This window comes from Pseudomonas sp. ADAK2 TE3594, assembly GCF_053628675.1.
This window is the reverse complement of sequence record NZ_JBRJGV010000001.1, coordinates 3309716-3334131: the sequence shown is the minus strand read 5'-3', so window position 1 is coordinate 3334131 and position 24416 is coordinate 3309716. Positions and strand designations below refer to the sequence as shown.

31 protein-coding genes are annotated in these 24416 nt (G+C 61.3%); all 31 read left to right on the top strand.

Going from position 1 to position 24416, the window contains the following annotated elements; genetic code table 11:
• The 31 genes from AB7M22_RS14650 to AB7M22_RS14500 all read left to right on the top strand — a co-directional run bounded on the left by AB7M22_RS14650 (nt 1) and on the right by AB7M22_RS14500 (nt 24409).
• Nucleotides 1-315 (top strand): hypothetical protein, encoded by a 315-nt coding sequence (locus AB7M22_RS14650; RefSeq protein ID WP_454186837.1) that lies wholly within the window; start codon nt 1-3, stop codon nt 313-315.
• 9 nt (nt 316-324) lie between these two features.
• On the top strand, nt 325-888 hold the full coding sequence (locus AB7M22_RS14645) for a hypothetical protein (RefSeq protein WP_454186836.1): 564 nt from the start codon (nt 325-327) through the stop codon (nt 886-888).
• Nucleotides 889-1118: 230 nt separating this feature from the next.
• Nucleotides 1119-1337, top strand: coding sequence for a hypothetical protein (locus AB7M22_RS14640; RefSeq protein ID WP_143519183.1), 219 nt, complete (start codon nt 1119-1121; stop codon nt 1335-1337).
• Nucleotides 1325-1834: a lysozyme gene (locus tag AB7M22_RS14635; protein ID WP_454186835.1), complete on the top strand. Its 510-nt coding sequence runs from the start codon at nt 1325-1327 to the stop codon at nt 1832-1834. Before AB7M22_RS14640 ends, AB7M22_RS14635 begins: the two co-directional genes overlap by 13 nt.
• A gap of 76 nt (nt 1835-1910) precedes the next feature.
• Nucleotides 1911-2360 (top strand): hypothetical protein, encoded by a 450-nt coding sequence (locus AB7M22_RS14630; RefSeq protein ID WP_454186834.1) that lies wholly within the window; start codon nt 1911-1913, stop codon nt 2358-2360.
• Between the two features lie 22 nt (nt 2361-2382).
• The gene (locus tag AB7M22_RS14625) at nt 2383-2505 is read left to right on the top strand and encodes a hypothetical protein (RefSeq protein WP_454186833.1); all 123 of its coding nucleotides are present in this window, start codon (nt 2383-2385) and stop codon (nt 2503-2505) included.
• A gap of 201 nt (nt 2506-2706) precedes the next feature.
• Nucleotides 2707-3252, top strand: a complete 546-nt coding sequence (locus tag AB7M22_RS14620) for a hypothetical protein (protein ID WP_454186832.1) — start codon at nt 2707-2709, stop codon at nt 3250-3252.
• A 13-nt stretch (nt 3253-3265) separates the two neighbouring features.
• Complete coding sequence (locus AB7M22_RS14615; RefSeq protein WP_454186831.1) at nt 3266-5281, top strand: terminase gpA endonuclease subunit; 2016 nt, start codon at nt 3266-3268, stop codon at nt 5279-5281.
• A complete protein-coding gene (locus AB7M22_RS14610; RefSeq protein ID WP_030132153.1) occupies nt 5278-5493 on the top strand; it encodes a hypothetical protein in 216 nt (71 codons plus the stop codon). The genes AB7M22_RS14615 and AB7M22_RS14610 overlap by 4 nt, the downstream gene beginning before the upstream one ends.
• Nucleotides 5490-7100 (top strand): phage portal protein, encoded by a 1611-nt coding sequence (locus AB7M22_RS14605; RefSeq protein WP_454186830.1) that lies wholly within the window; start codon nt 5490-5492, stop codon nt 7098-7100. Before AB7M22_RS14610 ends, AB7M22_RS14605 begins: the two co-directional genes overlap by 4 nt.
• Nucleotides 7097-8506: a S49 family peptidase gene (locus tag AB7M22_RS14600; RefSeq protein ID WP_454186829.1), complete on the top strand. Its 1410-nt coding sequence runs from the start codon at nt 7097-7099 to the stop codon at nt 8504-8506. The genes AB7M22_RS14605 and AB7M22_RS14600 overlap by 4 nt, the downstream gene beginning before the upstream one ends.
• Nucleotides 8506-8868, top strand: coding sequence for a hypothetical protein (locus AB7M22_RS14595; protein WP_454186828.1), 363 nt, complete (start codon nt 8506-8508; stop codon nt 8866-8868). Before AB7M22_RS14600 ends, AB7M22_RS14595 begins: the two co-directional genes overlap by 1 nt.
• A gap of 23 nt (nt 8869-8891) precedes the next feature.
• The gene (locus tag AB7M22_RS14590; protein ID WP_030132157.1) at nt 8892-9812 is read left to right on the top strand and encodes a hypothetical protein; all 921 of its coding nucleotides are present in this window, start codon (nt 8892-8894) and stop codon (nt 9810-9812) included.
• A 130-nt stretch (nt 9813-9942) separates the two neighbouring features.
• Nucleotides 9943-10287, top strand: a complete 345-nt coding sequence (locus AB7M22_RS14585; protein ID WP_095052206.1) for a hypothetical protein — start codon at nt 9943-9945, stop codon at nt 10285-10287.
• On the top strand, nt 10268-10918 hold the full coding sequence (locus AB7M22_RS14580; protein ID WP_454186827.1) for a hypothetical protein: 651 nt from the start codon (nt 10268-10270) through the stop codon (nt 10916-10918). The genes AB7M22_RS14585 and AB7M22_RS14580 overlap by 20 nt, the downstream gene beginning before the upstream one ends.
• Nucleotides 10902-11432, top strand: coding sequence for a hypothetical protein (locus AB7M22_RS14575; RefSeq protein WP_454186826.1), 531 nt, complete (start codon nt 10902-10904; stop codon nt 11430-11432). The genes AB7M22_RS14580 and AB7M22_RS14575 overlap by 17 nt, the downstream gene beginning before the upstream one ends.
• Nucleotides 11432-12004: a phage baseplate assembly protein V gene (locus tag AB7M22_RS14570; protein ID WP_454186825.1), complete on the top strand. Its 573-nt coding sequence runs from the start codon at nt 11432-11434 to the stop codon at nt 12002-12004. Before AB7M22_RS14575 ends, AB7M22_RS14570 begins: the two co-directional genes overlap by 1 nt.
• Nucleotides 12005-12011: 7 nt before the next feature.
• A complete protein-coding gene (locus AB7M22_RS14565; RefSeq protein ID WP_454186824.1) occupies nt 12012-12368 on the top strand; it encodes a hypothetical protein in 357 nt (118 codons plus the stop codon).
• Nucleotides 12365-13195, top strand: a complete 831-nt coding sequence (locus AB7M22_RS14560) for a baseplate assembly protein (protein ID WP_454186823.1) — start codon at nt 12365-12367, stop codon at nt 13193-13195. Before AB7M22_RS14565 ends, AB7M22_RS14560 begins: the two co-directional genes overlap by 4 nt.
• 3 nt (nt 13196-13198) lie before the next feature.
• Entirely contained in the window at nt 13199-14077 is an 879-nt protein-coding gene (locus AB7M22_RS14555) for a phage tail protein I (protein WP_454186822.1), read from the top strand.
• Nucleotides 14077-16281 (top strand): phage tail protein, encoded by a 2205-nt coding sequence (locus AB7M22_RS14550; RefSeq protein ID WP_454186821.1) that lies wholly within the window; start codon nt 14077-14079, stop codon nt 16279-16281. The genes AB7M22_RS14555 and AB7M22_RS14550 overlap by 1 nt, the downstream gene beginning before the upstream one ends.
• Nucleotides 16282-16301: 20 nt before the next feature.
• Complete coding sequence (locus AB7M22_RS14545) at nt 16302-17123, top strand: hypothetical protein (RefSeq protein WP_454186820.1); 822 nt, start codon at nt 16302-16304, stop codon at nt 17121-17123.
• Nucleotides 17124-17137: 14 nt separating this feature from the next.
• Nucleotides 17138-17605, top strand: coding sequence for a hypothetical protein (locus AB7M22_RS14540; RefSeq protein WP_429581222.1), 468 nt, complete (start codon nt 17138-17140; stop codon nt 17603-17605).
• Nucleotides 17606-17705: 100 nt separating this feature from the next.
• Nucleotides 17706-18848 carry a phage tail sheath C-terminal domain-containing protein gene (locus AB7M22_RS14535; protein WP_454186819.1) on the top strand — a complete coding sequence of 381 codons (1143 nt, stop codon included), beginning with the start codon at nt 17706-17708 and terminating at the stop codon, nt 18846-18848.
• A 12-nt stretch (nt 18849-18860) separates the two neighbouring features.
• Entirely contained in the window at nt 18861-19373 is a 513-nt protein-coding gene (locus AB7M22_RS14530) for a phage major tail tube protein (RefSeq protein ID WP_030132168.1), read from the top strand.
• A 39-nt stretch (nt 19374-19412) separates the two neighbouring features.
• Nucleotides 19413-19664, top strand: coding sequence for a phage tail assembly protein (locus AB7M22_RS14525; protein WP_095052217.1), 252 nt, complete (start codon nt 19413-19415; stop codon nt 19662-19664).
• A 20-nt stretch (nt 19665-19684) separates the two neighbouring features.
• Entirely contained in the window at nt 19685-19825 is a 141-nt protein-coding gene (locus AB7M22_RS14520) for a GpE family phage tail protein (protein WP_081729416.1), read from the top strand.
• Nucleotides 19826-19858: 33 nt separating this feature from the next.
• Nucleotides 19859-22666 (top strand): phage tail tape measure protein, encoded by a 2808-nt coding sequence (locus tag AB7M22_RS14515; RefSeq protein WP_454186818.1) that lies wholly within the window; start codon nt 19859-19861, stop codon nt 22664-22666.
• Between the two features lie 56 nt (nt 22667-22722).
• Nucleotides 22723-23151, top strand: a complete 429-nt coding sequence (locus AB7M22_RS14510; RefSeq protein ID WP_454186817.1) for a phage tail protein — start codon at nt 22723-22725, stop codon at nt 23149-23151.
• Nucleotides 23148-23354 (top strand): tail protein X, encoded by a 207-nt coding sequence (locus AB7M22_RS14505; RefSeq protein WP_454186816.1) that lies wholly within the window; start codon nt 23148-23150, stop codon nt 23352-23354. Before AB7M22_RS14510 ends, AB7M22_RS14505 begins: the two co-directional genes overlap by 4 nt.
• A gap of 8 nt (nt 23355-23362) precedes the next feature.
• On the top strand, nt 23363-24409 hold the full coding sequence (locus AB7M22_RS14500; protein ID WP_454186815.1) for a contractile injection system protein, VgrG/Pvc8 family: 1047 nt from the start codon (nt 23363-23365) through the stop codon (nt 24407-24409).
• Nucleotides 24410-24416 lie beyond the last annotated feature (7 nt).

The window sequence follows — 24416 nt, the reverse complement described above, 5'->3', positions numbered from 1 at the left end:
ATGAAAAAGGTCCATGGCCCCGCCTTTCGGAAGCAGCTGATTGACCTGACCCAGTGCCCGGCATGTCATGGGAAAGCAGTCATCAGCGGCCTGTTCCACCAGATCGACTGCGACCAGTGCAATGCTTCCGGATGGGTTGCCGCCGGTACCGGTGAAGCGCTGCCGTTGCAGGATCTGGTCACACAACTGAGCTTCAAGTTGCAGCAGGCCGATCAGCAGCTATTGGGGCACCGTCGGGCATTGAGCGGCCCGGCGCAGCAATACGAACGAAACAACCGCCGCGGTGCCGGCGGATCGAACTACACAGGGGATTGAGGGAACGCCATGGGCATTTATAAAGACGTGATGGGCACGCTGGTCCGCGTACTAGCCGCCGACAACATCGATAACAGCACCAAGCAGAGCTGGCAAAAACTGATTGATGCTGATCTGCGCCAGGGTGGTACGGGCAGCACAATTTCGGTCCGTGACAAGTTCGACTATGACTGCTGCCTGCATGCGTTGTTGCACCGCGAACTGGCACCGGCCCAGTGGGATGTGCTGATTGCAAAGTACTCGACCCATAAGGCCAATAAGGTCGACTCCATCGGTCGCTTGATCAGCCGGATAGTGTCTCCAGCCCCTCAGTTGTTTATCTACAAAGCAGTTACCGCTTGGGCCATTCCGAAACTGTGTGGTGTTCAAACCGGCAAGCGCTCCACCGACATGATCGTGTTGCCTGCCGAGTTCTATGACATGAATACCTGGGACATGGAGGGCAAGCCGGAGTCGACTCGTCGTCGCTGGAAGACCGGCATTGCCAAGTGCCTGGAGCGCTTAGAGGAGGCCGCAGTGGTGCATGCCACTGAGATCTTCGATCGGGAAGAAATATTCATCGACGCTGCTTGACTATGATGGCGGAATGATCGTAAATTGCCCCCATCATGTCGATCTTACGCGTTATGAGATTCGACGACTTAAAGCCCGACCATCGTGTCGGGCTTTTTGCTTTCTGCACCACTCCTAAGCCTCGCCACTGTGCGGGGCTTCTTTTATTTCACTCTCCCAAAGTTGGAGCGTGAGCAACCTTCAAGCCCTCGGCTCTCAACAGCCGGGGGCTTTTTTATGGGGACAGAAAAGTGAACACAGAATCTGGCCTTGCGGTGACGGTCGCGAAAGCCGCGCCGCCGGTGGCGTATTTCAGCAGCACCACGCTTTTCGGCTTTCAAATTAGCCACCTGATTGGCTGGATGACTCTGCTCTATACCCTGTTGCTGTTGCTCGATAAGGCGTTCCCGTCCTGGCGCACCACGCTGGTTAGCTCGGTTACGTCAGCGGTGACGGCATGGCGAAAATAAAGCTGCCGGCCGCGCTTCTGGCGGTGTTGGCTGCCGGTGGTTCGGCCTACCAGCTGATGGACGTGGCGGTCCCCATCGTCGAGGGCAACCCTCTGCATGCCTATCTAGACATTGGTGGCGTTCCTACCATCTGCGGAGGAGTGACCAAGGGTGTGAAGCTGGGCGACGTTGAAACAGTCGAGGGCTGCACGCGCCGCAACCGAGAGGCCATCGACATCGGGCTGAGGGACGTTGCGCGGTGCGTCACCACCCCCGATCCCATGCCCGAATCGATGAAAGCAGGGTGGGGCTTGTTTGCCTACAACGTCGGCGGGCCGAAGTTCTGCGGCTCGACAGCGGCCAACCTGCTGCGTCAAGGGCAGTACGTGCAAGCGTGCGATCAACTCAAACGGTGGCGATACGTGGCCGGTAAGGATTGCGCGCTGAAGAGCAACAAGTGCGACGGCATCATTCATCGCCGCTCCCTGGAGGAAACCTTATGTGCATGGGACCTGTGACCGGTGCGCTGGTGGATGTGGCCGTGTTCCTGCTGGCTGCCGCTGTGGCGGTCGGCCCGTATCAAGTGGTGATGCCATGAGGCTGATTCCCTGGGGTATCGCGTTGCTGGTTGCGGCCTTGGCGCTCTGGCGCATCGAGGCCGTCGATTCGGCCCGCGCGTTGGCCGAACAGGCCAGCAGCAATGTCAGTGAACAGCTGGCAATCGAGCAGCAGCGCACCGCCGAACAGGCGGGAGTGATCGATGACCAGCGTACCCAACTGAAGCAAGCGCAGACCGCTGACCGCTTGTTCCGATCATTGGCGCAGACCATCGCAAGGGACGGTGACGTTACGCGTAACGCGCTACAGGAGCTGAAAGAGAATGACCAAGCTATCGCCGATTACCTGGCCGCTGCTGTACCTGCTGCTTACGGGGTGCAGTTCGCCCGTCCAGAAACCACCGACCCAACCCAATACAAGCCAGGCGCAACCCTGCCCGCTGGTGGCCTGTCGCCTGCCGGCACGCCCGGCGGTGCTGGTCAATGAGCAATGGAAGGATGCTGTGTTGGTGACTGAAGACGCGTTGAAGACCTGCGCCGCGCAGGTGCTGGCGTGCATGCAGCAACAGGCACCGACCACGCATCATGATGGTGTGCCGATGGATCTGGGTCCCTCTGGCTCCAAAATTTGAACCTACGGTCGTCAGGCCCGCGCGGCTCGCGAATTTTTTGGTTTTCGGAAAAGCGCGCCCTTTGTCCACCTTTATCGTTCAATTTTTGAACAGGTGGTCACGTGCAGCCCTTGAATTTACTGGCAACGTGTGCGCCGAACGAGAAGGGCAAGGTGGACAAATAGGCCAAGCGCTCGGCCACCACTTCGCATTGGTCGACCTATGCCGCTGATTCTGAATAAACGCGAATACGCCGATGCCCGGGGCATGTCCGAACGGACGGTTACGCGCTGGCTTGGCGAGGGGTTGCCGCATGAGGGAAGTGGCAAGAAGGGCGACCCCTTGCGCATCGACATGGCCAAGGCCACCACTTGGGAAATTGCGCGGGAGGTGGCAAGGCAACTGGGCGACGGCAGCACGCTTGACGGTCAAACCACCAGCAAGGAACAAGAAGAACTGATGAAGCTGCGCGCCGACCGCAAGACGCGGGAAGCCGAAGCCGAGTTGCGTGCGTTGGAGCTGGGCGAAAAGAAAAAGACCTTGATCGACATCGACCTGGTCGAGCAGACCCTGGCCAGCGCACTGACACAGATGGCGATGATCCTGCGCCCGGTGGGCCGCAAGGTGATTCCCAAAGTATTCACCGCGCGTAATGAAGCGGCGGGCTTGCAGATATTCGACGACGAACTGACCCGGGCCATGTCGGTCGCGGCCGACATGCTGGAGGCGCTAGACATCCATGCCGCACCGTCTGAAGAGGATTCTTAAGCGGGGGGCCAAGGTGTTTCGGCCGGCGCCGCTGCGCGCGGCCTGGCTGTGGGCCAATCAGAAGCGTGTTCTGCCGCCGGGCAGTCCTGAGCCGGGGCCGTGGAACAGTGATCGCGCACCTTGGGTCAAGGGCATCACCGAAGCCATCCGCGACCCGCTGTTCAAGATGGTGACCGGCGTGATGGGCGCGCAGATGTCGAAGACTGACGGCGTGCTGTTAAACGCGGTTGGCTGGCGGATGGACGACGATCCGGGTCCGGTGCTGTACATCGGCCCGACTCGCAAGAACGTCGAGTCGGTGAGCAAGGATCGTTTTTCCAAATTGCTGAAGTCGGTGCCGTCGCTGTTTGAGGCGCTGGCCAAGGGCAAGCAAGACACGATCAATGAAAAGTTCATCAACGGTCAGCGCATCGGCTTCGGCTGGGCGGGCTCGGCGACTGAGCTGGCGTCGCATCCATCGCGCGACGTGTTCGTCGATGAACGCGACCGTATGGGCAATAACGTCGGCGGCGAGGGCGACCCGATCAGTCTGGCCGAAGCGCGTATTTCCAACTTCATCGACGGCAATGTGACGGTTGTTTCGACACCGACCGTTGGCAGCGTGGAAACTGAAACCGACGACGATGGCCTGGAGCGCTGGCGGCCGTCGGACGATGTCCATTCGCCGGTGTGGAAGCTGTGGCAGGAAGGCACCCGGCACGAATGGGCTTGGCCGTGTCCGAATGAGCGCTGTGGCCGGTACTTCATCCCGCGTTTTTCGACCTTGTACATCCCCGACGGGGCCACGCCTAAGCAGGCTCTGGACAATGCCCGGCTGTTCTGCCCGCATTGCGCGGACATGATCGCCGAAGAGTCGAAAGAATGGATGAATGACCGTGGTGTGTTTGTCGCCCCGGACCAGCGCCTGGTCGGCTTCAACGTGGCGGGGGCGCAGATCGAGCAGGGCGGCGTGACGGTAACGGTCGAATTCGGTACCTACCTGGCGCCGCTGGAGGCAGACACTTCGGCGTCGTTTTGGGTGTCCGGGTTGTGCTCGCCCTGGCAGACCTTTGGCCAGCGCGCGCGCAAGTTCGTGGTGGCCATGTTGTCGGGCGAGCCCGGGCGGATGCAGGCCGCGATTAACACCGCATTCGGCGAGCTGTTCATGGTCAAGGGCGAGGCGCCGGCCTGGCAGTCGGTTGCCGCGCTACGCCGGCCCTATGCTTTTGGCGAGGTGCCGCGCGGGGTGCAACTGATCTTGGCCGGTGTCGACGTGCAAGGCGATCGCCTGGTCTATGTGGTGCGCGGCTTCGGCTACAACTTTTCGTCGTGGCTGATTGAGCACGGCGAGATATGGGGCGACACCGAACAGGAACAGGTGTGGCAGGACCTGGCCACGCTGCTGGAAACGACCTACGACGGCCGGCCGATTGCGCGGATGCTGGTCGATTCGGGCTATAAGCCCGGCGGTAAGGCCGCACCGGTGCATATGGTCTATCAGTTCTGCCGGCGCTACTACGGCCGCGCGGTGCCGACCAAGGGCCGCCAGCAACAGGACAAGCCGTACAAGTTCGCTGACGTGGACCAGAAGGGCCACGAACGCCAACCGCTGAAGCTGATGCACATCCACACCGACCACTTCAAAAGCTGGGTGCATGCTCGTATCGAATGGCCGGTTGAACATGCCGGCGCCTGGTACATCGCACAAGACGCGACCGACGATTACTGCCAACAGGTAGTCGCCGAGGCGCGCCTGGTGACCCAGGCGGGGCGCGTGTTCTGGCACAAGCTGCGCACCGACAACCACTACTTCGACGCCGAGGTATTGGCGGCAACAGCGGCCCATCTTGAGCAGGTACACCGCCTGCCGCGCCTGGGGGACGAAATGCTAGACCAGCCGGATGAAACCGCGCCTGACCTAACGGACATGCCTGCGTTGCCTGACGGCACGCCGGTAAAACAGAAACCAAAACCCCCACCGGAACCGGCAGCGCCGGCGCCGAAGCGGAAAAAACGCCGCCGGGGGGCCGTGAGTGAGTGCCAGCTATGAGCCGAAACCGTGGGGCAGTTCGGGCGGAAATCGCCGCCATCGACAAGGCCATTCTTGATGTGCTGCAGGGTGGTCAAAACGTCGAGGTGACGACGGCCGCCGGGACGCGAAAGGTGCAGATGGCGGACCTTAAAACCCTGTATGCACAACGCGATCGCCTGCGGCGCAGCCTGCGCGGCGGGCCGGTGGCTCGACAAGGGATTCCGATATGAGTCGAAACGTCTTCGACCGCGTGGTCGGTTTCTTTTCTGCCTCGGCGGGATTGGAGCGCGCGCGGGACCGGATGAGTCTCGACGCCCTGGATTCATTCGCCGGGGCGTCGAAAAGTCGCCCGGCGCTGAAATCGTGGTTTACCTCGAAAAAAGACGCCGACGGCGACGTTAACCCCGAACTGGCGACCCTGCGGTCGCGGTCGCGCGACTTGGAGCGCAATAACCCGATTGCCCACGGCGCCATGAAAACCAAGACGGTCTATGTGATCGGCACCGGGCTACGGCCTGAACCAAGTATCGACGCCGAGTTCCTGGGGCTGAGTTCCCAGCAGGCGGAGACGTTACAGGCGCAAATGTTGCGTGAGTTCAACCTGGCGGCCGATTGTCTGGAGGCAGACGCCGCGCGGCGCAAGACCTTCTTTCAAAAGCAAGCCGAGCTGTTCCATAGCGCCCGGGTGAATGGTGACGCGTTTCTGTTGCTGCCACATTTCGAGCGTGAAGGGTCACCGTACGCGACGCACTTTCAGTCGGTCGAGTCCGACCGCGTGTGCAACCCGAACAACAAACCCGACAGCGAAACCCTGTCGGGCGGTTTCGAGCTGGACGAACACGGCGCCGCCGTGGCGGTGCATGTGCTGCAAACCAACCCGGCCAAGCGCTTTTTGCGCTCGAAAGCGTCCTGGCAGCGGGTGCCGCTGTTCGGTGAGCAGAGCCGACGCAACGTGCTGATTCACTCCAACCACAACATGCGGGCCAGTCAAACGCGGGGCATTCCCGATTTGGCGCCGGTGATCGAGGTGATTAAGCAGGCCGGGCGCTACATCGATGCCGAACTGATGGCGTCGGTGATTAGCTCGAAATTCACCGTGTTCATCAAGTCCGACCGCGATGGTGGTGGGGATGCTTATGGGCCGGGAGGGGGCAGGACAGGCGCAGCGGATGACGATGACGACGACAGCGACGAAGCCCGCGACCTGCGCCTGGGTGATGGCCTGGTGTATGAGCTGGACGAAGGCGAGAGCATTGAAACGGCCAACCCGGGGCGACCGAATGCGGCCTTTGACCCCTTCGTGACGGCGCTCTGGCGCATGATCGGCGGCGCCATTGGTGTGCCGTTTGAAGTGTTGATCAAGCACTTTACCGCCAGTTACTCGGCCAGTCGGGCGGCGCTGTTGCAGTTCGCCCATTACATCATGGTCGACCGCGCGAATTTCGTCGTCGACGTGTGCCAGCCGTATTACGAAACCGTGATTGCGGAAGCGGTGGCGCGGGGGCGTTTGCGCTTGCCGGGGTTCTTTCAGGACCCGTTGGTCCGCCGAGCCTACTGCCAAGCGCTGTGGCACGGGCCCAATCTGGGCGAGCTGGACGAACTGAAGGCGGTCAATGCGGCTGAGAAGCGGCTAAAGATCGGCATCAGCACGCACGAACGGGAAAGCCGTCACTTGCTGGGCCAAGGCTGGGAGCAAATCAACAACCGGCGCGTGATTGAGGAGCGCCGCAAGTACAAACCGGAGGCGCCGAGTGCGCCGCCCAATGATGACAACGTCGAACAAGGCCCCGAAGGCAACCGCCAACGGGGCCTTTTGCTGCCAGGGGAGGACGCATGAAAAAGCTGATGGCCTTGCAGTTTCTGGCTTCACAAGCCTGGGCGCTGCCGCCGACGATGCTGGCCGACATGGAAGCCATCGCCCGCCGAGAGTTGAAGGCCGGCAGTCTGGATGCACTGGCCACGCAAGACGGGGAGGGAATGAAGTCGGCCCCTGCCGTCGAGCTGCGCGACGGGGTGGCACTGATCAAGGTTCGCGGGGTGGTGTCGCGCTATGCCAGTTGGATGCACGACATCTGCGGCGGCACGTCGACCGAGGCGCTGGCCAAATCGCTGTCGGCTTCGATTGAAGACCCCAAGGCCCGCGCCGTGGTGCTGTGGTTCGACTCGCCCGGTGGCCAGGTCAACGGCCTGAATGAAATGGCCGAAATGATCTATCAGGCCCGTGGCCGGAAAAAGATCGTCGCCTATGTCGGCGGACAAGCCTGTTCGGCGGCGTACTGGATGGCTTCGGCCTGTGCCGAAGTGGTGATCGACGCGACTGCCGAACTGGGTTCGGTGGGCACGGTGGCGGGGTTTCGCATCCTGCCGCCGGTCGAGGGCGAACAACGCATCGAAGTCGTGTCGAGCAATGCGCCGAACAAGCGCCTTGACCCGACCAGCGAGGACGGCCAGGCGGCCGTGCAGACCATCGTCGACGACCTCGAAACAGTGTTCATCGACGCGGTGACCCGAAACATGGGTGTCGGCCGCGACAAAGTCCTGGCCGACTTTGGCCGGGGCGGCACCTTCATCGGTGCCAAGGCAGTAAAACAGGGCATGGCGCACCGCCTCGGCAGCTTGGAAGGCTTGATCGCCGAGCTAAGCGGCCGGCAGTCGTCGCGCCCGATTCAACCACTCAAGGCGTCAACCGCCGCCAAGACCAACGTAGGAGCAAACCACATGCCTCTGACTATCGCAGAAGGGGCGACGGCGGCCGCCGTTGCTGACGCCCTGAAGGCCCAGCACCCGGACGCTTTCGCCGCCATTGCCGCCACCGGCGCGGCCGACATGGCCACCGCCGTCGAAGCGGCCCGCGTGACGGGTCACACGGCGGGCAAAGCCGAAGGGGAAATCGCCGGCAGGACGGCCGAAACCGCACGCGTCACGGCGGTGTTTGCCAACAGCTTGCCCGGGCATGAAAAGCTGATTCAGGCCCTGGCCTTGGACGGCACCACCAGCGGCCCGGAAGCCGCCGCGCAGATTATCGCCGCCGAGAAAAAAGGCGGTGCCGACTACTTGCACGACGCGGCCAATACCGAGGCCAACAAGGTCAAGGGCGGCGCCGAGTCGCAAACCGGCAAGACCACCACCGACCCGAAAGCACTGGCTGCTGAAGCCACCGCCCTGGTTGCGGCTGAAGCCGCCAAGGGCAACAAAATTTCTGTGTCCGCCGCTGTGCGAATGATCCAAGGGGGTAAAGCCTGATGCGTCAATACATTGAAAGCCGTCGCGCCGGTACGGACGCCGAGCCGTACCGCATTGCCGCCTATGACGATGTCGAAGGCGAGTTCAAGCAAGCCGTGGGGCCGAGCGAAGCGCCGTTGATGGGCGTCACCGGCAGCCTCGGCGCGGTGGCAGGCACCGTCTGCGACGTGATCCGAAGCGGTCCAACCGAGCTGGAGTATGGCGACGCTGTTGGGTTTGGTGACTTGCTGACCGCCGACATCGCCGGTCGTGCAATGAAGGCGAAACCCGGCGAAGCCTACATCGCTCGCGCCGACGAAACCGGCGACGCCGGCACCATCGGCCGCGTGTTCATCGAGCGCGGCTTTGTGCCGGCCGCTTAATTTGACCCTGGAGTAATTCAAGCATGCCAGCCCCGTTTCCTATTGACCCGGTCCGTACCGGGATCGTCATTGCCTACCGCAATGACAAGCTGATCGCTGATCAGGTGATGCCGCGTAAGTCTGTTGGTGGCGAACAGTTCAAGTGGTTCGAATATGACAAGGCCGAGCGCCTGACCCATATCGACACTGAAATCAGCCGTAAGGGTGCCGCCCTGGAAGTCGAGTTCGCGGCCGAGGAAAAAGACGCCTCGACTGCCGATTTCGGTCTGGACGACGTGGTCCCGCAAAGCGACATCGACAAGGCAGCCAACAGCAACTATGACCCGCTCGACCACGCCTCGGAAGCGCTGACCGACCTGATTTTGTTGGACCGCGAAGTCCGCGTTGCCCGAGCCACCTTCAACCCGGATAACCATGCCTACGGAAAGCCGTTGGCGGCCGGGGAAAAGTTCAGCAACCGCGACGCCGACCTGTTGCCATTCTTGCTGGCCCAGCTCGACGGCCCGCTGATGCGTCCGAACACGTTGACCATCGGCCGCGCCGAATGGACCCAGTTGCGGGTCAACCGCAGCATGGTCGCGGCGGCCCACGGCAACAGCGGCGACAAAGGCGTGGTGAGCATCGCCCAACTGATGGAGCTGCTGGAAATTGAAAACGTGTTCATCGGCGAAAGCCGCGTGAACATTGCCAAGAAGGGCAAGCCGGCCGAGGTCAAACGGGTGTGGGCCGGTCACTGCGCGTTCACCTACCAAGCGGCCAATGTCGAGATTCCGGCCGGGACCCTGACCTGGGGCGCTACCGCCCAGTATGACGACCGCTTCGCCGGGACCTGGTACGACGAAAGCGTCGGCCTGAAGGGCGGTTACCGCCTGCGTGTCGGTGAGCAGGTCAAGGAACTGGTGATTGCCAAAGAGTGCGGTTTGCTTCTGCAAAACGTGATCTAAACGTCGCCAGGCTGTACCGAGAGCCCCGCCCAGTGCGGGGCTTTTCGCAGCCGAAAGCCTGCCCACAAGGGTCGGCTTTCGCATGCGAAAAGGGGGAGTCGTGAGCCGATTTAACATTGTTGAACGAACGATGCTGATTTGTAAGGACGCCACGGCGCAGGTGCTGACGGACGCGGGCGAGCGCTTCGATGTCGAGGGCATTTTCGACAATGCCGAGGTCGATTTCGAGCATCGAAAAGAAGGCTCCAGCGACTCTGGCGGCTTGAAGTTCAAGCGCCGGCAACCGGTGTTCACCACCGGCGATCAACGCTTGGCCGGGATCAGCAAAGCGTGGCGGCTGACCATCAAGGACAAGGTTTACTTTTGCCCCGCGCCCTATGCCGACGGTGCGGGCTGGCTGACTCTCTGGCTGGCCGACAGCCTGGACGAACCCGCCGTAGGGGAGGGCGGAAGCCATGGCAGCCAGTGGCGTTAACTTTCAACTGAACTTCGCGCAAGAAATCACCCGCGTCACCGCGCAGATTCAGGCCACCCCCGAGCAGGTGACGAAGGCCGGCGAGCGAGCCCGCCGTAAAACCATGCGCTGGCTGTCTACGCGTATGGCGCGCGAAATCAGCCAGGCCCTGCGGGTGCCGCAGAAAAGCTTAAAAGCGCGCTGGAACACGACCACGGCCGGCTCTGGCGCCGAACAAGTGACGATTCTCTGGTTCGGCACCTTGCCTTTGCCGGCGGAGAACGCGGGTCGACCCCGACAGGGCAAGAAGGGCACAACGGTCGCGGGTCGTCGCTTCGACGGGGCGTTCTATCGCAGCGTTTACGACGGGGTTTCGCGGGTCTGGATTCGCAAAAGCCGTGCCCAGGCGCTGGGTCTGCAACTGCCGGCTATGAGTCGGCAGAACGGCGGGGGCAGTGCTCGCTTTCTTGATCTTGGTGGCAGCAATGACAGCAGCAACCGGGGACGTTTCCCGGTGGTGCGTGTCGGCATCGAACTGGCCGACATGTCCGGCGAAGTGTTCCGCCGTTACGAGCGGCGCGCCCTGGCGCGGTTTGCCCAGCTGATCGAACAAGAAATCAATTACGCGGTGAATCATGAGCGGAAAACCTGACGAATCCCAAGTCGATTTGACCGAATTGCATAACCGGATTATCGCGGCCATACGCGAGCGGTTCGGTGCGCGGTTGACGACCGTGGACATGTACAACCCCGTGGACCCGAACAGCCAGTCGATCAAGACGCCGGCGGTGCTGCTGGAGCTGGCCGAGATTCGCCCCAGTGGTCGCGCCACGGGCGGCCGGACGCCGATGGAGCTGGTATGGACCGCGCACTGTGTCTTGAGCGCCCAGACCGAAAACGTGCAGCTAGAGGTGCGCAACTTCGCGGCCCACCTGCTGCGCCTGATCGATGGCGCCCGATGGGGGCTGGATTACGTGGAACGCGCCGGCGATTTAGAGGCGTTTCCCGGGTTGTTCACCCCGGGCGAAAAGGGTTTCGAGAGCTGGCTGGTGAGCTGGAAGCAAACGGCCCATGTGGGCGAAGCCTGGGAACTGCCCGTAGATGGTCCGGCGCTTGAGGTGTTCATAGGGCAAGACCACGTAGGCAACGATCAGCCGGAGGTGTGATGGACGTTTTGCAGCGCCTGGAAGAGCTGGAACGTCGCGTTGCCCAAATGGTGGTGCGCGGCAAGATTGCCGAGGTCGACCCTATCAAGGCCGTCGCGCGGGTCCAGTACGGGCCCGGCATGACGACCGGCTGGCTGCCCTGGAAGCCGATCCGAACCGGAAAGGCGATTGTCTGGTGGTGCCCTGAAGAGGGTGAAGGGGTCACGGTGATCAGTGAGGGCGACCTGGCCCTGGGCGAGATCCTGCCCGGCAGCTATCACAAAGACTTTGTCGCGCCGTCGAGCGACCCCGACCTGTTCTTGGTCCAGTACGGCGATGGCGGGTCGGTGTCCTACGACCGTAAGGCGCACTTGCATCGCCTCGACCTGCCCGCCGGCGGTCGCGCCGAAGTGGTCGCCCCGGGTGGCGTCAAGATTACCGGCGACACCGAAATCGACGGCACGTTACACGTAACGGGCGACATCAAAGGCGATGCCGAAGTCGGTGATGCCGTGCGCAACATGAGCGCCGACCGGACGCTATACAACGGCCATAAACACGGCAATAGCCCGGCCCCTGATCCGCAACAGTGAGAACAGCATGAAACAAGGTATGGACAGGGTCACGGGGCGCCTGATTGGCGGTATTCCCTACCTGTGGCAACGCCTGAGCGATGTCATAGCGACGCCGATCGGCAGCCTGGTCGGACGTCGCGACTTCGGCTCCCGGTTGTTTGAACTACTCGACTGTAACGTCGATTCGCAATTCCACATGGACGCCTTTGTCCGGCTCGCTGAAGCGATCAACAACAAGGCCAATGGCTTGGACGATTTCAGGCTGTTGACGATGCGGGTGGAGGTGGTGGCCAGCAACCATATCGAGCTGTTTCTAAATGGCCTGCTGTACGAGCAGGGAAAAGCCAGCGCGGTGGAATTGGAAAGGATCTTGCTCAAATGACAGGCGTAATCCCGGCTTTGCTGCCGCCTTTGACCGTCGTTAAACCGGTCGACTATGAAGTCATTGTCGCTGAAATCGCCGCCTCGGCCGGAGTGGAGAACAACAGCCCGGCCGACCCGGCCTATCGGGTTGTGCTGGCCTGCGCTTATCGGGAAATGCTGATCCGCCAGGAAATGAACGAGCAGGCCAAGGGACTGACATTGGCGCATGCCTACGGCAGCCAGCTCGACCACATCGGCGTCACCTATTATCGCAACCCGGACGGCAGCCCGATCCTGCGCCGCGCTGGGGAGTTGGACGACGACTATCGGGCGCGCTTGCAGGAATCCCCCGAAGGGCTGTCGGTGGCAGGCCCCGAGGGCGCCTATCGCTTTCATGCGCGCAATGCCAGCCAGGAGGTCAAAGACGTTTCAGTCGACAGCCCACAACCCTGTGAGATTGACCTGTTTGTCTTGGGGCGCACGGGCGACGGCTTGGCCGGCCCCGGGCTGTTGCAGGCGGTCGACACCTATCTGAAGCCGTTTCGGCCCTTTGGTGACCGTGTGCGGGTGCGCTCGGCGGAGATTGTGCGCTATGCCCTGAATGCGACGGTGTCGGTGTCGTCCGAACTGGACCCGGCAATGGCGCTTGAAATTGCTGCGAAGCGCGCCAAGGCGTATGTAGCGCAGATGCACAAGCTGGGTGGCCAGGTCGTGCGCTCCGCGGTAGACGCGGCGCTGACGGTCGAGGGCGTGACTGAGGTTGTATTGAATGGCTGGCAAGACATTCGCTGCAGCAAGTCGCAGGCGCCCTATTGCTATGACCTGGTGCTACGGCCGGGAGGATGACCGATGAACATCCTACCGCCACAACTGGCTGAGCTAGAACGCAAGATTGACGCCGGCACGGCGCGCATCGATGCCATTCCGGTGCGCACGGAAACCCTGTGGAATCCCTGGACCTGTCCGGTCGAGGTGTTGCCGTGGCTGGCCTGGAACTTGTCCGTCGATCATTGGCGGGCGAGCTGGCCCGAGCCAAGGCAGCGGGCGGTGGTGGCCAGTTCCTTGGACCTGCACCGGATTAAAGGGACGCTGCGAGCGGTCGAGCAAGCGCTCTCTGAGTTCGACCTGGCGCCGAAGGTCACGGAATGGTTTGACGCGGTGCCACCGTTGCCGCGTGGCACCTTCCGGCTTGATCTGGCCACCGACAGCGTTCCGATAACGCCTGAGCTGGACGCGCGGATCATGGCCGCGCTGGAGCAGAACAAGCGCAAGTCGATTCACTTGGCCACCGTGCATATCACGCTGGACGGGCGAAGCCAGTCCCGGGCCGTCGCGGCCTCTGTCGCGGGCGAAGTGACCACGATTTACCCGTTACAGGTAACGCAGTTAGAGCAAACGCATACCAAACGTGCGGCGGCGGGTGTGGCGACGATGACGGAAAACACCACGCTCTATCCGTTACAGGTCACGGCTTTCGAGCAGCAATGCACGGTGCATGCAGCCGTCGGCACCTTGACCGCCGGTGATTCCACCACGCTTTACCCGCTTCAACCGACGTTGCTCGAGCAGCGCGCTAACCCTGCCGTGGATTCTGCAGGTGGCGATTCTGGCGAGCAAACCACGATCTACCCCCTGCAAATGACCGAGCTGGAACAGCAAGCCGCGACGATTCAATCAGTCGGTGCGGACGGGGTGGAACTGACAACTATCTACCCGCTGGAGATGTGATGGCAGCGCAAGAGTTCTACACAATTCTGACCAAGGCCGGCTTTCAATATGAAGCCGAATGCAAGGCCAACGGCAAGCCGATCAAGCTGGTAAAAATGAGCGTCGGTGACGGTAACGGTGCGTCCTATAACCCCGTGGACACGCAAGTTGCGCTGAAGCGGAAGGTGTGGGAGGGCAACCTAAACAATCTGTATCAGGACAAGGTCAATACCGCCTGGCTGGTGGTCGAGGCCGTCATTCCTGAAACGGTTGGCGGTTGGTGGGTGCGCGAGGTTGGCGTTTGGACCGACACCGGCGTGTTGTATGCCATCGGTAAATACCCGGAGTCATACAAGCCGTTGATCAACAACGGCGCCGGCCGCGAAGTCAGCATCCGCACGATTTTCACCACGTCCAATGCCGACAACGTGACGCTGATGCTCGACGGGTCGGTCATTCAGGCGACCCGCGCCTGGGTGAAAGATTTTGTTGATGCCGAGTTGGCCAGCGTCTTGTCGGCCGAGCATGAGGCAGGCAAAACCCATAAGTACCCGCTGGCCAATTTCATCGAAACCGACTGGGTGTCGGAGTCGAGCCAGTCGGAATACCTGGCGGAGATTTTCCGCACCTTCGGCCAGTCGGGGGTGTTGGGTAGTCGCCAATATGGCTCCGCCGGTACCGAATCGTTCAACCGCACGTTCGACGGCGCTTATTCGGCTATCAACCTGCACAACCACCCGAACTTGCTGGCGACCCCCGGGTTGGGTGAAATCGCGGCCTTCATCAACGGCCACATGGTCAGGACGCGCCACAACGACTACCGCTTGCGCAGCGCTGCGCCGGGTAAGTACCTAGCGATGGTGGACATTCCCCCACCAGCGGCCCCCGTGTCGGTGAATGCGGCGGCTGACGTTCCGGCGAAGGTCGCAGAAATGCGCGAATACTTCCGGGCCTTTGCTGGGCGTGACACGTCGATTCGCGATTACCGGCCACATTTTCGCTGGAACCTTTCGGTACTGGAAATCTGGCCGGAGCTGTTGACCGATGAGGTGAACGACACCTTTGAAAGCTTCCGCCATCTGGAGGAAATCAACGGCTATCGCGACCTGTTGTCGCGCACCTTGTTGATGGGGGCCACCGGCTACAGCGGTCGCAATGAAAACGGGTCGTTTATCCCCGGATCAGTGCGGCAAGTTTCCAAGACCGGGCGGCCACAGTACGTGGCCTGGCGTTATCGCATTTCGGTCGCGGACGTGGGTAGCGTCGGGGATTACCCCGTGGAAAAACTCGTTACCCCGCTCGATTTGCCGTTGCAGCGTTGGCACGCGAACCTGACAGGGCCGCAGGTGGCGTCAACCCGTCGGCAGCGGTTTCGTATCAACCGTGAGCTGTCGGCCGATCCGACCTGGGGCGCGTACAACGAAAGCCCGACCATCGACCTGCTGGACGAAATGATGGCCAAGGTTCCGGGGCTGGACGGCGCCGGGGCGAACTTGGTTGAGCAGTACACGGACAGCGGTGTGGTCACCAAACTGACCAAGTGGGACAGCCCCGAGCTGCTGAACGCGGCTTACTACAACCGCCGGTATGGGCACGAACGCAATGCCAGTGGCCGCACCAAGGGCTTGCGTAGTTACAACGACCCGACGCTGTTCGTGGCGTCCAATACGCGCCCTGAAGTGGCGTCGTTTGCGGCGGATGGCCAAACCTACCGCAACAGCTACGCGATTCCGTTGGAGCTGATTTTGCGCACGCCGTTGGAGGGTTGGAACCCCTACGGTATCGCCACGATTGCCGCCACGGTCGGCGACGGTGCCACTGCACAAACCGCCTGGACCGGGCGCAGTGATAGTTCTCGGCACTACCTCACACCGGCCGAGATGTTCTCTGACACGGTGTTAGACCCCGATCCGGCGGACACCGGGGCGAGTCCGCGCTGGGTGTTGGATAGCACCGGAACGCCTCGACTGGTGCGCGCCTCGGGTATCTACGCGGTGCTGCCCAAGGTCGAGGGCGCCGGCGGCTTGGTCCTGCGTTACCCGGTCTATCCGATGTACCACGAAGGGGGCTGGGCGGCAGCGGCCGTCGATGCCTTGGCGGGCGACTGCACGACCGGCATGGTGAATTTGATGCGTGGGCACATCGCGCAAAAAGACTCAATCGCGGAAATGAGTGAGTCGATCCGTGTGCTTAAAAACGAAGTTTCGCAACTTAAACAGAAATAAACCGGGGATTTATTATGGGCATGTCGGCACTGCTGGCTGAGGCTACTCGCCTTGTAACAATGTTTCAGGACAAAGAGAAAAGCATTAAAGACGCCGTGGCCGCTGCTGTCAGTGCGATTCCGGCGATGAGCAAGACTTACTACGTGAGCGCAATTACCGGCGATGACGCCGCCGGTACCGGCGAAAAACTCAAACCGTTTAAAACGGTGGCGAAGGCCGTGAACTCCATTCCTTATGGGGGTGGTGGCTACATCCGATTGTTTGGTCATGAACATGTGATCGAAAGCTTGATTTTCGTGGTGTCCAAGAACATTACGATTACCGTCGCTGAGGGTGAACTGGTGATGCCCACCTTGCGCAATCTTTGCGTTCCGGCTAACGGGGCGGATGGCGCGGGGAATCAGGACAACTCGACCACCGGCTTTATGCTGGACAGTTCCACCGTTGTTTTGGGGAGCATCCGCATTCGCACGGCCAATTATTCCAAGCCCGAGTCAACGACGAACAACGTCTACACGGGTTTCTTCCGTCGCTATGACCGTCCAATGGGCATGGTTCATGTGACCGGCTGTGAGATTGAGCTGGGCGATACCGCCCTGACTCGCCATACCATCAACGGGCAAACCGGTATTGTCTCGCTGTACTTGAACAAGATCAGCCGCGTGGGTCCGGTGGTTAAGAACACGCCATTAATCGAGACGGCCGGTAGTCCAATTATTTTTGCGGCGCAATCGAATACCTTGCCGGCGGGCGCAAAGTGGTCGGGTGACTATATTACCGGCATTGTTTTTGACTCCAATGGCGCGACCCGAAGTGTCGTTACTAACGTCAATCTTCTTTAACTCGGTGATTAATAATGCGGCTTAATTTCACATATGAAGGTCAGTTTTATTCGGCGTTTACCGTCGACGATGCGCTGGCGGTAGAGATCCCGGTGTTAGTGCTGGTGAGGGCTGCGGCAGAAGAGATTCAGAAAGGGATTGATGCGGCCGTGGCCCGGGCCCGCGCCCGCAATGCCACGCGGATCGAAGGCCAGGATTCCATGTATTTGCTCAAGGCGAATGAAGCTGAACGCTATATCGCGGCCGGCTCGCCAGTGGATGCCAGCGACTATGTGTTGCTCAAGGCTGAAGCCGAGGCGTTGCAGATTACCCCGCAGGCGCAGGCAAACCGGGTGATTGAAGCCCGGGATTCCTGGCTGGCGGTCGCGGCCCGCATTGAGGCAGCCCGCATCGGCGGCAAGGGCTCGCTGACAGAGTTGGCCACCGTCGAAGCGGTGGTCGCCGCCGGAGAACTGGTGATCGCCGAGCTGGACGCCATCTAGGCCAGCGCTGCCCGCTGAGACAACCCCACGCCGCGAAAGCGGTTTTTTTTCGCCTGAAAGTCCCCGGTCTGGGGGCTTTCGCTTTCTGCTGGAGATTGAAATGGCAGCTGATTACCTGCACGGGGTCGAGCAATTTTTCCTCGAAAACCTCGACCGCCCTATCGAAGTCCTGGCGGCATCGACCATCGGCCTGGTGGCCACCGCTGACGATGCCGACCCGCTGGTGTTCCCACTCAATACGCCGGTGCTGTGCAACAGCGACAAGCTGATCGCCAAGGCCGGCACGACGGGCACCCTGCGTGATGCGCTCAACGACATCTACCGCCAGTCCGGCGCGGTGGTCGTGGTGGTGCGCGTCGACGCGACGGAAACCCCTGAAACCCAAATCGCCGGCGTGGTCGGCACTATCGACAACGAAACCGGCAAATACACCGGCCTCAAGGCGTTGTTGGCCGCCGAATCCCTGGTCGGCGTGCGCCCGCGGCTGATCATCGCCCCGGAGTTCAGCCACTTGACAGGCGTGGGTGCGGCAATGGAAGTGGTCGCCAAGAAGCTCAATGCGATTCCGATCATCGACGGCAGCGAGAAGGGCTATTCCGTCGTTATCGGTGAAGCGGCGTTGTACCAAGAAGCGCTGTTCGTGAACTGCGGTGTCAAGGTGCTGGACGAGGTCACCGGCCAGGTAGTGACCCGCAAGGCGTCGCCGACCGTGGCCGGGCACATCGTTCGCGTCGACAACGAAGAGGGCTATTGGAACAGTGCGTCGAGCCGGAAAATCTTCGGCATTCTCGGCACGTCCGAAGTGATCGACCATGCCATTGGCAGCACCACCAGCAAGGCCAACTTGTACAACAGTAAAAACGTGGCGGTGATCGTCAATCAGCAAGGCGGCTGGTATCTGTACGGCAACCGCCTGGCCAATTCCGTGATGATGCCGCACCAGCGGATTCGCTACATCGTCGGCGATTCGATCCTGTACGCGCACCAGGAATTGCTCGACCGCAACGTCACACAAGGTTACGTCGATGGCGTTAAAAACCGGGTCAACAAACTGATCCGCCGTTTGAAGTCGCGCGACGTGATCAGCGGCGGCGAATGCTGGGTCGACAAGGAGTTGAATCAAGCCGCCATCGGCACCGCCCAGGTGTATTGGGATTACGACCTGGGCTTCTACGACGTGGCCGAGCGCATGACGTTCCGTCAGCACATCAGCAACAGCTACAACGAAGCCATTTTCGAATAAGGGGGGTGATCTATGGGCGCCAAGCTGCCTAGTGTTTTGGTCGACGTGAATTCGTTCTTCAAGGACGAATCATTTGCCGGCCGTTGTAATACCGCCACCTTGCCCAAGGTTGTCACCAAGACGATGGACCAGACCCTGGCCGGCGTCGCGGGTGACATCGAGCGCGACCTGGGCCGCCTGGAAAAGCTGGAGTGCGATGTAACTATCTCTGACTACTCCGAACGCATTACCGGCCTTCTGGGCGCGCGTGACAGCCGTGAAGAGGTGTTCACGCTGCGCGGTGCGGTCGACGTGGGCGGCATCATCAAGACGGTGATTGTGCGGATGCAAGGCTTCTGGAAATCCGCCGAGTTCAACGAATGGGCGCCGGAAAAAGAGGCGACCATGAAATTCGCCATCGCGGTCGAGCTGTTCCACTTTGAGGTGGACGGCAAAGAGCTGATTTACATCGACAAGCTCAACAATGAATTCCGCGTCAACGGTGTGGACCGCAACAAAGAAATTCGCGCAGCGCTGGCCCAGTAAGGGCCGGCGTTTTTTTTGCCCCATTTTCGAGGAATTCCCATGAGCAAGCCTGTAACCCTGACCCGTCCAATCAAGCGCGGCGAAACTGAAATCACTGAAGTCACCTTCCGCGAGCCAGGCGCCGGCGAACTGCGCGGCCTGGATATGTTCGACGTGATCCGCATGGGCGTGAACGCGCACCGTGTCCTTGTGCCGCGTATCGCCAATATCACCGCCAACGAGTTCGACCTGCTGGCCCCCAAAGACCTGTTGAATGTACAGACGGAGGTGGTCGCTTTTTTCACGGATTGACCGCCGTACCGCACGAAGTAATGGAGGCGGAAGCCGACATTTTCCTGGTCTTCACCGGCTGGGATGCGCTGACGACGGAGCGCATGCGGCTTGAAGAGCTGATGCGTTGGCACAAAATCGCGCTTGCTCGGTACGAGCAGGGTCGGGCCGGGCAGTCCTGAGAGGGGCCGCCCGGCCTTTTTTTGGGGTGGGCTATGTCGAACTCTATGCGGCTAAACCTGATCATGGGGCTGGTGGACAAAATCACCGGGCCCATTCTGAAGGTGACCGATACCACGTCGCGGATGGGCGAAAAAATCAAGGCGACCCAGTCCGAGCTGTCGCGCCTGGGCAATACCTCTAAGGACATCGAGCACTTCAAAGCGCTTGAGGCGCGCACCGGCCAGACGGCGCAAGCCCTGACCCTGGCTCAATCCAAAGCGCAGGCCCTGGGGCAGCAGCTGAATGCCACGGCCAACCCGACCCGCAAGATGACGGATGAATTTACCCGGGCGGCTGAACAGGTCAAACGCTTGCAGGCACAACAGCAGTCCGAGCGCCTGGAGCTTCAGCGCACCGGCCAGCAGCTTGCAGCTACGGGTGTGAACACGGGGAGGCTTTCCGAGGCCACGCGGCGTATCGAGGTGCAGACACGCCGTTACAACGAGCAATTGGCCAAGGAACAGAAAGCCTTGGCCTTGGTCGCCGAAAAGCAAAAGCGCCTGGGTGAAATCAAACAGCGCAACAGCGACATGAAAATGTCGGCGACGGGTGATGCCATCGGGGTCGGTGTGGCGATTGCCGGCGCGAAACAGCTGGTCGATGCGTATGGTGAAGTGGTCACCGCGCGCAATGACGGTTTAGCCCTGGGGCTGGATGAGGCGGGCATTGATTCGATTACCGCCAAGGCCAAAGAGTTTTCGAACATGTGGTCGGGCACCACGCAAAAGGAGTTCATCGACGGCGCGGTCGAAATCAAGTCGGCGATTGACACCCTGGGCGCCGAGGCTATCGGCGACTTCACCAAAATTGCCGCGCTGGTGGCCAAGTCGACCAAGTCGACCACCGCTGAAATGACCTCGCTAATGTCGACCGGCTACGGCGTGTATCGCCGCCAGTTCGACGAGTTCGGTAAAGCGGTGGTGGCGGGCTGGGACAAGATGAGCGCTGAAGAACGCGACATCGAGTTCGGTAAGTACTTCGCGGCGGGCCTGGTCGAAACGGTCAACGTGTTCAAGTCGGACGGGCAGCAGATGTCGGCGGCGCTGACCAACTTGGGCGCGACCGCCACGTCGGCGAACATTCCATTTGCCGAGCAGTTGGCCATTCTCGGCCAGCTTCAGCTCACGATGTCCGGTTCTGAAGCGGCAACGAAGTACCGTTCGTTTATCGGCGCAGCTGCTGGGGCAAGTGAAAAACTGGGCGTCTCGTTCATGGATACCAACGACAAGCTGTTGTCGATGCCGGCGATTCTGGAAGTGCTGCGCAAGAAGTACGGCGCCACCCTGGACGCGATGGAAACCCAGGAGATGAAAAAGGCGTTTGGCACCGACGAAGCTATCGCCCTGATCCAGCTGCTGTACCCCGAAATTGACTCGCTGAAAAAGAACATCAGCGGCATGGGTGAAGCGCTGAAAACAGGCATGTCGACCACTGAGCGCATGGCTCAAATCATGAACAGCGGCCCGAATGAGTCGTTCAAGTTAATGAGCCAGCGCATTCAAAACGCCAGTGTCACGCTGGGCGCGGTGTTCGCCCCGGCGATGATGTTTGCCGCCGACGCCGTGGGCCAGCTGGCCAGCCTGATCGGCAGCCTGGCCGAGCGCTTTCCGTTTCTGTCCCGTGTGATTGGCTTCGCCCTGGTCGGGCTGGTGGGCCTGAAGGTGGCGTCGATTGCCGCCCGCTTTGGCTTCGCGTTCCTCTCTGATGGGCTGATGCTGGCCCGGCGTTCGCTGATGTTTTTCACAGCGGCCAACCTGCGCACGCAAGCGGCGTTACTCGTAACGGGGGTTCGATCGATTGCGGCCGCGACGGGGGTGTTTCTGCTGGGCACGGCAAGTCGTGCCTATGCCGTAGGCGCGGCGGTGATGACGGCGGCGCAATGGGCGTTAAACGTGGCCATGTCGGCCAACCCTATCGGCCTGGTGATTGCCGGCATGCTGGCATTGGTGGGGGTGGTGGCCCTGGTGGTGCGCTATTGGGAGCCGCTGAAAGGCTTCTTTGGCGGGCTGTGGGAACGCATCAAGGTCGTGTTCTCGGCGGCCTGTGAAGTCATCAAGGCGCTGTTGGCCTATTCGCCGCTGGCCTTGCTGATGCAGACATGGGCGCCGCTGACCGCCTTTTTCAGCGGCCTATGGACCAGCGTCAAAATGGTGTTCTCGGCGGCGTGGGAGTTCATCAAAGCGCTGATGAATTTCGCCTTTGTCTGGTCGATCTTCCTGGTATGGGAGCCGCTGGTGGCGTTCTTTAGTGGGCTGTGGGAGCGCGTCAGTGTGCTGTTCTCGACAGCCTGTGAATTCATCAAGGCGCTGATGACCGATTCCCCTCTGGCGCTGGTAACCGAGGCGTGGGAACCACTGTTTACGTTCTTCGGTACGCTTTGGGATCGCATCAAGAGCGTGTTTGCAGAGTCGACCCAATGGCTGACGGACAAGGTTCTGGCCCCGGTCACGTCCATCATGGACAAGGTCGGGAGCTTTCTCGGCGACGGCGCAGTCTCCATCACGCAGAAAATCACCGGTGCGACTGACGCGGTGAACGCCGCACTGCCGCCGTCTGCCCCGGGCGCGGGGGCGGTAGCCGCACCGGGGGCGCCCTTGGCGGCGCCAGTGGGGGGCGTGGCATCGCCGGCCGGTCGGCCGCCTTCAACGCAGCAGGTCAATCAATACGGCGGCATCGTCGTGCAAGCGGCCCCGGGCATGTCGGAAGAGCAAGTCGCGAAGAAAGTGCGCGCCGAGCTGGATGCCCGCGACCGCCAGGCCAATCGGTCGCAGCGCGGCCGCCTGGGGGATGGCCAAGGCTAACAAGCGATATAGCGAAATAGCGAAACCGCCCCCGGGCGGTCTTCGCGGGGAGGGGTATGTCTGAAGTAATGATGGCGCTGGGCGACTTTCGCTTCAGCGTGGCCACGGCCGAATATCAGGGGCTATCGACCTCGATGGCCTGGCGCTGGGCGAAAAAGGATCGTTACGGGGCCAAGCCCGGGAAGCAGTTTCACGGCCCCGACAGCACTAGCAAAACCTTCGATATCACCATTTACCCGCAGTCGCGCGCGGACGTGTTGCTGTTCGACCGCCTGCGCATGATGGGCGACGCGGGCGAGCCTTTGCGCCTGGTGTCGGGGGGAACGGCCAAGGTGGAAGGCCAGTTAAAGCAGTCGGGGGCCGACCTGGGGCTGTGGGTGATCGACGGCCTGACCGTGGCGGATGAATTTTTCCTCAAGGACGGTACGCCCCTGGTGCGCAAGGGATCGCTGTCAATTTCCGAGTACGGGGAGGATGAAGCATGAGGACTTACCGCACCCGTCCGGGCGACATGCTCGACGCTATTTGTCATGTGCATTACGGCGCTCGCCCGGGGACTGCCGAAGCGGTTTTAGAGGCCAACCCGGGGCTTTGCCGGCGGGGACCGGTACTGCCTGAAGGGCTGTTGATCGAATTGCCAGACCTGACCCCGGCGCAAGCGCCTGGGCAAGTGTCGCTGTGGGATTGAGGACGACCATGAAAAAAGCTGACTACCGAATCACGGCCAACGATGCCGACATTACCGCCATGCTGCGCAAGCGCTTTATCAAGCTGACCTTGCAGGATTCCGCCGGCGAGGACAGCGACACCGTGGCGATTGAGCTGGATAACCGCGACAACCTGATTCGTCTACCGTCGACGGGCGCGGAACTGAAGGTATGGATTGGTGAGCCGGGCGCCCTAGTGTTCAAAGGCGCCTATCAAGTCGACGAACTGGAAGAGCCGTTAGACGATCAGGCCTTGGTGATCCACGGCAAAGCGGCCAAAATGCTGGGCGGGATCAAGGCCCCACGTGATGCCACGTTCGACGGGATTACCCTGGGCGCCCTGGTCGGCAAGATGGCCACCGAGCATGGTTACATCGCGGCCGTGGCGCCGGACCTGGCTAAGCATGTTTTCAGCCATATCGACCAGCGTGGCGAATCCGATATGAACCTGCTGACGCGCCTGGCGCGTGAACTGGGCGCCGTGGCGAAGCCGGTCGGCGGTCGCCTGGTGGTGGTGCCCAAGGGCGTGGCCCAGACCGTCACCGGCGCCGCGCTGCCGACCGTCGTGATTAGTGACCCGGAGAACAGCAGCGGTCGGGTCACGATTCAAGAGCGCAACGACTATCACTCGGTGGTCGCGTATTGGTTCAACGAAGCCGAGCAGCGCAAGGTGCCGGCAGTCGCGGGCATAGTCGCCGGCGCGGTGTCGGTGTACGGCGATGCCCCGGACAATGCCGGCGAGGCCACCGAAGACGCCGAGAGCCAAGCGGGCCCGCGCTACATCATCCGCAAGACCCATACCGATCAGAAGAGCGCCCGGGAAGCGGCGGCGGCGCAACTGAAGAAACTGCGGCGTGGCAAGTCCACCATGTCCATCACCCGGCCGCTGACGCCTGAGATTGTCGCCGAGGGGCGGCTCGATGTGCGCAACCATCGCACCAGCGCTAATCGGCTGTGGCAGGTCGAGTCGGTCACGCATGTCATTGGCTCGGGCGGGGTGGCGTCGTCGTCGGTCGAATGTGTAACACCAGCATGAAACTCGG

What these genes read in the sequence shown, in the direction of transcription:
- AB7M22_RS14605 (WP_454186830.1), top strand. Translation starts at nt 5,490, where the DNA reads ATGAGTCGAAACGTCTTCGACCGCGTGGTCGGTTTCTTTTCTGCCTCG.
- AB7M22_RS14515 (WP_454186818.1), top strand. Translation starts at nt 19,859, where the DNA reads ATGTCGAACTCTATGCGGCTAAACCTGATCATGGGGCTGGTGGACAAA.
- AB7M22_RS14570 (WP_454186825.1), top strand. Translation starts at nt 11,432, where the DNA reads ATGGACGTTTTGCAGCGCCTGGAAGAGCTGGAACGTCGCGTTGCCCAA.
- AB7M22_RS14540 (WP_429581222.1), top strand. Translation starts at nt 17,138, where the DNA reads ATGCGGCTTAATTTCACATATGAAGGTCAGTTTTATTCGGCGTTTACC.
- AB7M22_RS14590 (WP_030132157.1), top strand. Translation starts at nt 8,892, where the DNA reads ATGCCAGCCCCGTTTCCTATTGACCCGGTCCGTACCGGGATCGTCATT.
- AB7M22_RS14650 (WP_454186837.1), top strand. Translation starts at nt 1, where the DNA reads ATGAAAAAGGTCCATGGCCCCGCCTTTCGGAAGCAGCTGATTGACCTG.
- AB7M22_RS14560 (WP_454186823.1), top strand. Translation starts at nt 12,365, where the DNA reads ATGACAGGCGTAATCCCGGCTTTGCTGCCGCCTTTGACCGTCGTTAAA.
- AB7M22_RS14565 (WP_454186824.1), top strand. Translation starts at nt 12,012, where the DNA reads ATGAAACAAGGTATGGACAGGGTCACGGGGCGCCTGATTGGCGGTATT.
- AB7M22_RS14575 (WP_454186826.1), top strand. Translation starts at nt 10,902, where the DNA reads ATGAGCGGAAAACCTGACGAATCCCAAGTCGATTTGACCGAATTGCAT.
- AB7M22_RS14610 (WP_030132153.1), top strand. Translation starts at nt 5,278, where the DNA reads ATGAGCCGAAACCGTGGGGCAGTTCGGGCGGAAATCGCCGCCATCGAC.
- AB7M22_RS14530 (WP_030132168.1), top strand. Translation starts at nt 18,861, where the DNA reads ATGGGCGCCAAGCTGCCTAGTGTTTTGGTCGACGTGAATTCGTTCTTC.
- AB7M22_RS14520 (WP_081729416.1), top strand. Translation starts at nt 19,685, where the DNA reads ATGGAGGCGGAAGCCGACATTTTCCTGGTCTTCACCGGCTGGGATGCG.
- AB7M22_RS14585 (WP_095052206.1), top strand. Translation starts at nt 9,943, where the DNA reads ATGCTGATTTGTAAGGACGCCACGGCGCAGGTGCTGACGGACGCGGGC.
- AB7M22_RS14630 (WP_454186834.1), top strand. Translation starts at nt 1,911, where the DNA reads ATGAGGCTGATTCCCTGGGGTATCGCGTTGCTGGTTGCGGCCTTGGCG.
- AB7M22_RS14555 (WP_454186822.1), top strand. Translation starts at nt 13,199, where the DNA reads ATGAACATCCTACCGCCACAACTGGCTGAGCTAGAACGCAAGATTGAC.
- AB7M22_RS14510 (WP_454186817.1), top strand. Translation starts at nt 22,723, where the DNA reads ATGTCTGAAGTAATGATGGCGCTGGGCGACTTTCGCTTCAGCGTGGCC.
- AB7M22_RS14505 (WP_454186816.1), top strand. Translation starts at nt 23,148, where the DNA reads ATGAGGACTTACCGCACCCGTCCGGGCGACATGCTCGACGCTATTTGT.
- AB7M22_RS14525 (WP_095052217.1), top strand. Translation starts at nt 19,413, where the DNA reads ATGAGCAAGCCTGTAACCCTGACCCGTCCAATCAAGCGCGGCGAAACT.
- AB7M22_RS14600 (WP_454186829.1), top strand. Translation starts at nt 7,097, where the DNA reads ATGAAAAAGCTGATGGCCTTGCAGTTTCTGGCTTCACAAGCCTGGGCG.
- AB7M22_RS14635 (WP_454186835.1), top strand. Translation starts at nt 1,325, where the DNA reads ATGGCGAAAATAAAGCTGCCGGCCGCGCTTCTGGCGGTGTTGGCTGCC.
- AB7M22_RS14545 (WP_454186820.1), top strand. Translation starts at nt 16,302, where the DNA reads ATGTCGGCACTGCTGGCTGAGGCTACTCGCCTTGTAACAATGTTTCAG.
- AB7M22_RS14620 (WP_454186832.1), top strand. Translation starts at nt 2,707, where the DNA reads ATGCCGCTGATTCTGAATAAACGCGAATACGCCGATGCCCGGGGCATG.
- AB7M22_RS14580 (WP_454186827.1), top strand. Translation starts at nt 10,268, where the DNA reads ATGGCAGCCAGTGGCGTTAACTTTCAACTGAACTTCGCGCAAGAAATC.
- AB7M22_RS14595 (WP_454186828.1), top strand. Translation starts at nt 8,506, where the DNA reads ATGCGTCAATACATTGAAAGCCGTCGCGCCGGTACGGACGCCGAGCCG.
- AB7M22_RS14500 (WP_454186815.1), top strand. Translation starts at nt 23,363, where the DNA reads ATGAAAAAAGCTGACTACCGAATCACGGCCAACGATGCCGACATTACC.
- AB7M22_RS14550 (WP_454186821.1), top strand. Translation starts at nt 14,077, where the DNA reads ATGGCAGCGCAAGAGTTCTACACAATTCTGACCAAGGCCGGCTTTCAA.
- AB7M22_RS14645 (WP_454186836.1), top strand. Translation starts at nt 325, where the DNA reads ATGGGCATTTATAAAGACGTGATGGGCACGCTGGTCCGCGTACTAGCC.
- AB7M22_RS14535 (WP_454186819.1), top strand. Translation starts at nt 17,706, where the DNA reads ATGGCAGCTGATTACCTGCACGGGGTCGAGCAATTTTTCCTCGAAAAC.